This window comes from Colwellia sp. TT2012 (assembly GCF_001440345.1).
GTDB lineage: Bacteria > Pseudomonadota > Gammaproteobacteria > Enterobacterales > Alteromonadaceae > Colwellia.
On record NZ_LJYX01000031.1, the window covers coordinates 1 to 7,801 of the forward strand.

Sequence of the window (7,801 nt, forward strand, 5' to 3'; positions counted from 1 at the left end):
GTGAAATAGTCATATTGCTGGTGATAAAACCACTTAACAAGGCATTCAAACGGACAAAAAATAGTTGGTTGTTTTCACTCCGTTCTACATTATAACCAACAATTTTTTGCCGCTTAATGCGGCGTTAGGTACACCGAATAATCACGGGTTGAGTAGACTTCTAAAATGAAAAAAGTTTGTCCTAGTTGCAATAATAAAACCGATTTAACTTTATTAAAAAAAGCTAAGTCATTCCTTTTAGGCAATCAATATCAATGTAGTCATTGCCAAGCTATTTTAGCTTGGGATCGTCTGTCTCATTTTTTAAGCTTTTTACTTCCTGTTTTGTTATTAACTCCGACACTGCTAATCGAATTTATAGTGTTCTCAAATCAGCAAACAATTAACTTATATATTGTTTTTGGTGTAATGTCATTGCTGTTATTGATTGTTGGGTTTTATCGTAGGTATCTTGTTGTATACAAAAGCTAAACTGTAGTAACGTGTACCTAACAAGAAATTAAACAAGGACAAAAAACAGTTGGTTTTTGCTCCTTCGTCGCTTATTTTAACCAACTATTTTTTGCCTGTTAATTAGGCGTTAGCTGGTTAGGTCAAGGATAGGTGATGTTTTCAGGCAGAATGGAACGCATATTATTAGGCACTGCTATACCGCCAATTTTAGGTGGGCTACTATATTGTGTATTAATGCTTCTAACTAGTTTTAAGGTTGGATCCATAGTGCTTATTCCTTTTATTATATTGGGCTTTATCGTACTTGCCGGAATACCATCTCTTTTGTACAGTCTACTAATGGAATTTGCGATACAAAAAATAAACAATGATAAATTGGTTATTTGTATTTCTATTGTTTTATCGGGTTTTATAGGTAGAGTCCTTGGTGAAATTTACTGGGATCCTTCGATAATGTCTTTAATTGGAGGGCTAATAGGCCTAATGGTTGGCTATTATCTTCGATGGCACATTAGAGGTAAACCAGCTAACAAGCTGTTCAAGCGGGACAAATAACAGTTGGCTTTTTGCTCGTTCCTCGCTTATTTTAGCCAACTACAATTTGCCCCTTAACAGGGCGTTATATGTTTTTAAAAACTTAGCTTTAGGGCAAAACCTTTGCGTTTCGCCAAATCAGGTTTTTATGTTTAATCACGAATAGGTTTTGCACTGTCATTCGGTTTAATTATCGTTTACTGCACAACCATTCGTTCTAAATCGGTTATTTATGTGGCTCAAAATAGAGGCTAATGTTTATTTAACTGTGCCTTTAAGTTATTGTATCGCTTGGTTTTACCAGCATGCATATAACAAGCAATTTAACAGGACACGCAACAGTTGGCCGCGTTCACTCCGTTCACAATTATGGCCAACTATTACTTAGCCCGTTAATTGGGCGTTATATGCGGTTAAAACCTGAGTATTAAAGCAAGACAATCTTTTTAGTTTTACTCTAAATCAGGTTCAGTTTAATCACTAATAAGCATTGCCTCTTTTACCTTTTTCAAAGGTGGCAACGCTATTAAGTTTATTCAATCAGTTGTGAGTAGCGTAAAAATTCACAGCTTAATTATGTATTACAGTGCCTTTAAGTTAGTGCAAAGCTTGGTTCAACCAGCGTTGCATATAACAAGCAATTCAACGTGACACGCAACAGTTGGCCGCGCTCACTACGTTCACAATTATGGCCAACTATTACTTAGCCCGTTAATTGGGCGTTAGATGCGCAGTATAAAAAGTTAATGGGTGTAAGCCAAGCAGAGATAGCCACGTGCGCTAGTGATGGTTATGAATCACATAGCTAACAAGGCATTCAAACGGACAAAAAACAGTTGGTTGTTTTCACTCCGTTCAACATTATAACCAACAATTTTTAGCCGCTTAATGCGGCGTTAGTTGGCTATCAAAAACTATTTCCTAAGTGCTAAATAATTCAGTTTCACCAATTCACTGTTTGTGCTTTACCGCGAATAAGTTAGTCATTTTTTGTGTGTTTCTGAAAGGTGTATTAGCGTAACTATTCGCTCTAAATAGTGAGTGCAATGGCTCAAATTCACGGCTTGGTATTTCCATTACGGTGCGTTTAAGTTATTGTTGTACATATTGAAAGTGTGTTGCAACTAACAAGCAATTCAACGTGACACGCAACAGTTGGCCGCGCTCACTACGTTCACAATTATGGCCAACTATTACTTAGCCCGTTAATTGGGCGTTAGTTGGCTAATAAAAAATATCTTATAAGTGCTAAATAATTCAGTTTCACCAATTCACTGTTTGGTGCTTTACCACGAATAAGTTAGTCACTTTTATCACGTTTCTGAAAGGTGTATTAGCGTAACTATTCGCTCTAAATAGTGAGTGTAATGGCTCAAATTCACTGTTTGGTATTTTCATTACGGTGCGTTTAAGTTATTGTTGTACTTGGTGAAAGTATGTTGCAACTAACAAGCAAATCAACAGGGACACGTAACACTTGCTCGGTTCCACTTCGTTTCACATTTTAGCAAGTATTACTTAGCCCGTTATTTGGGCGTTATGTGTCTAGAGTTGGTGTTTTATTATGGATAATCTAAAATATTTGGCCGCTATTTTTATGTTGTCAATAATTCCTTTACTAGGGCTTTGCTGGTTTGGTATTTTTATTATCGAAATATTAGATTCAAATGGGGGTTTAGCAGCTGCTAGTTATACATTTGCAGAACTGGTAGAAAATAACGAACTATCAAACTCTGAAATCGCTTCCAGATTAAAACTTGTTGCCGAATCGGAGTTGAAAATAGATAAGCATTTGAGTGTACTTAAAAGTTCATATCTTTTTTTTGGCATTACTGCTTTTTTTGTAGCTTTACTTCAAGTTAAACTTTTTAGGTATGCATTAAAGACACATAACAAGAAAATAAACTAGGACACGCAACAGTTGGCCGCGCTTCGTTCCTCGCACATTTTAGCCAACTATTACTTAGCCTGTTATTTGGGCGTTAGTTGGCTAATAAAAAAGATCGTCTAAGTGCTAAATAATTCAGTTTCACCAATTCACTGTTTGGTGCTTTACCGCGAATAAGTTAGTCACTTTTATCACGTTTCTGAAAGGTGTATTAGCGTAACTATTCGCTCTAAATAGTGAGTGTAATGGCTCAAATTCACGGTTTGGTATTTTCATTACGGTGCGTTTAAGTTATTGTTGTACTTGGTGAAAGTATGTTGCAACTAACAAGCAAATCAACAGGGACACGTAACACTTGCTCGGTTCCACTTCGTTTCACATTTTAGCAAGTATTACTTAGCCCGTTATTTGGGCGTTAGTTGGCTAATAAAAAACATCTTATAAGTGCTAAATAATTCAGTTTCACCAATTCACTGTTTGGTGCTTTACCGCGAATAAGTTAGTCACTTTCATCACGTTTCTGAAAGGTGTATTAGCGTAACTATTCGCTTTAAATAGTGAGCGTAATGGCTCAAATTCACGGTTTGGTATTTTCATTACGGTGCGTTTAAGTTATTGTTGTACATATTGAAAGTGTGTTGCAACTAACAAGCAAATCAACAGGGACACGTAGAGCTTGCTCGTTTCCGCTTCGCTGCACATTTTAGCAAGCACCACTTAGCCCGTTATTTGGGCGTTATGTTTAAGGATGAATACTTGTGTTTAGATTTACTGTTATTATTTTTTCTTTATTTTTATTTTCCTGCACAGCGGTTAAAGTTGGCCATCGTGGGCAGCAAATATTAGTACAACCTGAAAAGCCATTTTGTGATACAAAAAAGGTTGATCCAAATTGCAAAGTTAGTAAAAAAGTAATTTAGCTAGTTTGCAAGATTAAACATAACAAGAAAATAAACTAGGACACGCAACAGTTGGCCGCGCTTCGTTCCTCGCACATTTTAGCCAACTATTACTTAGCCTGTTATTTGGGCGTTATACGTAAAGGAGATTCAGCAGATGGAGTTGAATTCAATCGAAGATGTCAAAGCTCTAACTGAATATCAAAAGATAGAGCAAATTCAGCGTATTGAGAAAAAGATTAAGATGCTTGGCTTTGACGCTATTACTCCGTGTATGCTACTCGCTTATGGGATTTGGGCAATGTGGACAGACACTAGTACCTCGACACCTATTATTATTGTTGTCTTTGCTGTAATGATATTTAGCGTTTCGCGATCAAGCGTAGAGCGTACCAAGTTGCTAAGGGAGTTGTTTGATTTAAAGTACGGCAAGTAGTTTACGTATAACAAGAAAATTAACAAGGACACGTAACAGTTGGCTACGTTTCGCTTCGCTTCACAATTTTAGCCAACCATTACTTAGCCTGTTATTTAGGCGTTAGGTGCAAAATAAACTTATGCATTCGAGGCAACTATGGATAAATACAATCCTGATCAACCAGTAAATTCTAAAAATTGGTTAGCACTTGATGAAGCTATACGAATTGAACTGGTTCATGACTTTCACTCAGAGTTAGACCTTGAAATGGTTGATGAAGCTTTAAGCTTACATTCAACAATCCATGTGCTAGTTGAAAATCAATTAGCTCTGGGGATTGAATTGATACCTGAAACTATTGCTAAACTTACAAGGCAAGGTTTGAATCGACATGAAGCAATCCACGCTATTGGTGCGCTAATTTCAGAAGATATCTTTGATGTCCTAAATGGAAATGCAGAAGAGTTTTCTCAAAAAAAGTACAGAAGAAAACTTGAAAAAATCACAGCGAAAAGGTGGCTTAAAGGGTAGTATTAAAGTTTGCACCTAACAAGAATTTTCAAGACGGACAAATTACAGTTGGCTTTTTGTTCGTGCCTCACTTATTTTAGCCAACTGTAATTTGCCGCTTAAAATGGCGTTAGCAGTTTCGAGAATAAAATATAAAACTTTTATACTCGGCGCTGAGATTTCAGTGTTAACCAGTAATTTTAATACCGCAATCCTCGCGCCTAATTTGTTGCGGTTGCAGTATTCCACGGATTAAAATTACTTATCAAAAGTCAGCACTTGCTGCTTTGGCTTTTGTGTTTAGTGAAACATTATTGGTTTCAAATAAATCAATAATTACAGAGTTGGTTAAGTGTATTTTGGCTAGTGGTGTTTGCATAGGCACACTGCTAACAAGGCATTTAAACGGACAAAAAACAGTTGGTTGTTTTTCGTGCCTCAAACATTATAACCAACAATTTTTTGCCGCTTAATGCGGCGTTATATGTTTTTAAAAACTGGCTTTAGGGCAAAACCTTTGCGTTTCGCCAAATCAGGTTTTTATGTTTAATCACGAATAGGTTTTGCACTGTCATTCGGTTTAATTATTGTTTACTGCACAACCATTCGTTCTATATTGGTTATTTGTGTGGCTCAAAATAGAGGCTAATGTTTATTTAACTGTGCCTTTAAGTTATTGTATCGCTTGGTTTTACCAGTATTGCATCTAACAAGCAATTCAACAGGACACGCAACAGTTGGCCGCGTTCACTCCGTTCACAAGTATGGCCAACTATTACTTAGCCCGTTAATTGGGCGTTATATGCGGTTAAAACCTGAGTATTAGAGCAAGACAATCTTTTTAGTTTTACGCTAAATCAGGTTCAGTTTAATTACTAATAAGCATTGCCTCTTTTACCTTTTTCAAAGGTGGCAACGCTATTAAGTTTATTCAATCAGTTGTGAGTAGCGTAAAAATTCACAGCTTAATTATGTATTACAGTGCCTTTAAGTTAGTGCAAAGCTTAGTTCTACCAGCGTTGCATATAACAAGCAATTCAACGTGACACGCAACAGTTGGCCGCGCTCACTACGTTCACAATTATGGCCAACTATTACTTAGCCCGTTAATTGGGCGTTATATTTTTCTCAAGGATTGTAGAATTTGAAATATTTGGTGATCATTTTAGGTATTGTTACTTCTGTATTTCTAAACGGAGAATGGTTAACTATTCAAAATGAAAGCTGGGTTTTATTATTTGCAGACTTTACTAACTTAGTATTCGGTCATGACGGTTTAAGCCGAAATGTAGAAACAGTCTTTTTAATTATTTGGTTACAGTTACCCCTTATTTTTGTATTTACATTATTGTGCGCATTTCTAGTAAATAAACTACAAAATCAAAGGTACTTTATATACTCCTTTTTAGGCTCAACAATTTTAATTTTCTTCATATTTCCAAGTTTACCTATTTTAAATTCTTTGTTGCCTAAGTTGGGTGGTATGCGCTATTTTAATGTATTTTCCAATTTGTTTTTATATCTGGTATTGTTTGTAAGTATCAGTTTTGTAATACAAAAATATAACAAGAAAATCAACAAGGACACGTAACAGTTGGCTACGTTTCGCTTCGCTACACATTTTAGCCAACCATTACTTAGCCTGTTATTTAGGCGTTAGGCTTACAGACAATTTGCGCATATCAACTTAGAGTCGTAATTGATGAAACCAAAATTATTTGTTTTAAAAATGCCATTTGAAGATGGTCCTGGAAAAATGTGGATATGTTCACATTGTGCACTTATTGAAGGTGCATTATCAGTAAATACTCACTGGGAGGATATGGTGGAAGTTCGCCGTATAGAGTTCCCAAAACCAAGAAAAGAAGTCGTGGATATTTTAGGTAAAGATAACCAATGGCTTCCCGTACTTATACTTGAAAATAATACGACGATCACTGAACCAGTGGAAATTATTAACTATTTAGCAAATGAATTTGGTGGGGCGGCGGCACACCCATAGTTCGAGTAAAGTAAGCCTAACAAGAAAATCAACAAGGACACGTAACAGTTGGCTACGTTTCGCTTCGCTACACAATTTTAGCCAACCATTACTTAGCCTGTTATTTGGGCGTTATATGCTATTAAAAATTAGCTTTAGATAAAGTGCTTTCTAGTTCAGTGTTTTTCGCTAAAACGGGTTTGTATTAGTACTAATAAGCATTGCCTCTTTTACCTTTTTCAAAGGTGGCAATACTATTAATTTTGTTCAACCTTTATCGTGTAGCGTAAAAGTTCACGGTTAGGTTGTTTTATTACGGTGTCTTAAGTTATTGTATCGTTTGGTTTTACCAGCGTTGCATATAACAAGGCCATCAAACGGACACGTACAGTTTGCTCGCGCTTCGCGCAGTTTAGCAAATTGTACTTAGCCGCTTATAGCGGCGTTATATGTTTTTAAAAACTGGCTTTAGGGCAAAACCTTTGCGTTTCGCCAAATCAGGCTTTTATGTTTTACCACGAATAGGTTTTGCACGGTCATTCGGTTTAATTATCGTTTACTGCACAACCATTCGTTCTCAGTCGGTTATTTGTATGGCTCAAAATAGAGGCTAATGTTTATTTAACAGTGCCTTTAAGTTATTGTATCGCTTGGTTTTACCAGTATTGCATCTAACAAGCAATTTAACAGGACACGCAACAGTTGGCCGCGTTCACTCCGTTCACAAGTATGGCCAACTATTACTTAGCCCGTTAATTGGGCGTTATATGCGGTTAAAACCTGAGTATTAGAGCAAGACAATCTTTTTAGTTTTACGCTAAATCAGGTTCAGTTTAATCACTAATAAGCATTGCCTCTTTTACCTTTTTCAAAGGTGGCAACGCTATTAATTTTGTTCGAGCAGTTGTGAGTAGCGTAAAAATTCACGGCTAAGTTATTAATTACAGTGCCTTTAAGTTCGTGCAAAGCTTGATTCAACCAGCGTTGCATCTAACAAGTGACTATGGTGTCAAACCCTAATATTTAATTCATTTTAGGATCCCAGTAGACACCATCTCTCACCATCGAATTGAGCGTGATAACTAGCTTTCTAATACACGCGATTATCGCTACTTTCT

General features: G+C 36.4%; 5 protein-coding genes. All 5 read left to right on the forward strand.

Annotated features, from left to right (window positions below; all coding sequences use genetic code 11):
- Nucleotides 1-606 precede the first annotated feature (606 nt).
- The 5 genes from ASU03_RS18155 to ASU03_RS18185 all read left to right on the forward strand — a co-directional run bounded on the left by ASU03_RS18155 (nucleotide 607) and on the right by ASU03_RS18185 (nucleotide 6,704).
- Nucleotides 607-1,008 (forward strand): hypothetical protein, encoded by a 402-nt coding sequence (locus ASU03_RS18155; protein ID WP_057833199.1) that lies wholly within the window; start codon nucleotides 607-609, stop codon nucleotides 1,006-1,008.
- A gap of 1,543 nt (nucleotides 1,009-2,551) precedes the next feature.
- A complete protein-coding gene (locus ASU03_RS18160) occupies nucleotides 2,552-2,896 on the forward strand; it encodes a hypothetical protein (protein ID WP_057833200.1) in 345 nt (114 codons plus the stop codon).
- A gap of 1,035 nt (nucleotides 2,897-3,931) precedes the next feature.
- Nucleotides 3,932-4,210, forward strand: coding sequence for a hypothetical protein (locus ASU03_RS18165; RefSeq protein WP_057833201.1), 279 nt, complete (start codon nucleotides 3,932-3,934; stop codon nucleotides 4,208-4,210).
- 138 nt (nucleotides 4,211-4,348) lie between these two features.
- Complete coding sequence (locus ASU03_RS18170; protein WP_057831329.1) at nucleotides 4,349-4,723, forward strand: hypothetical protein; 375 nt, start codon at nucleotides 4,349-4,351, stop codon at nucleotides 4,721-4,723.
- A 1,681-nt stretch (nucleotides 4,724-6,404) separates the two neighbouring features.
- Nucleotides 6,405-6,704, forward strand: a complete 300-nt coding sequence (locus ASU03_RS18185; protein ID WP_057833204.1) for a DUF3088 family protein — start codon at nucleotides 6,405-6,407, stop codon at nucleotides 6,702-6,704.
- Nucleotides 6,705-7,801: the final 1,097 nt, after the last annotated feature.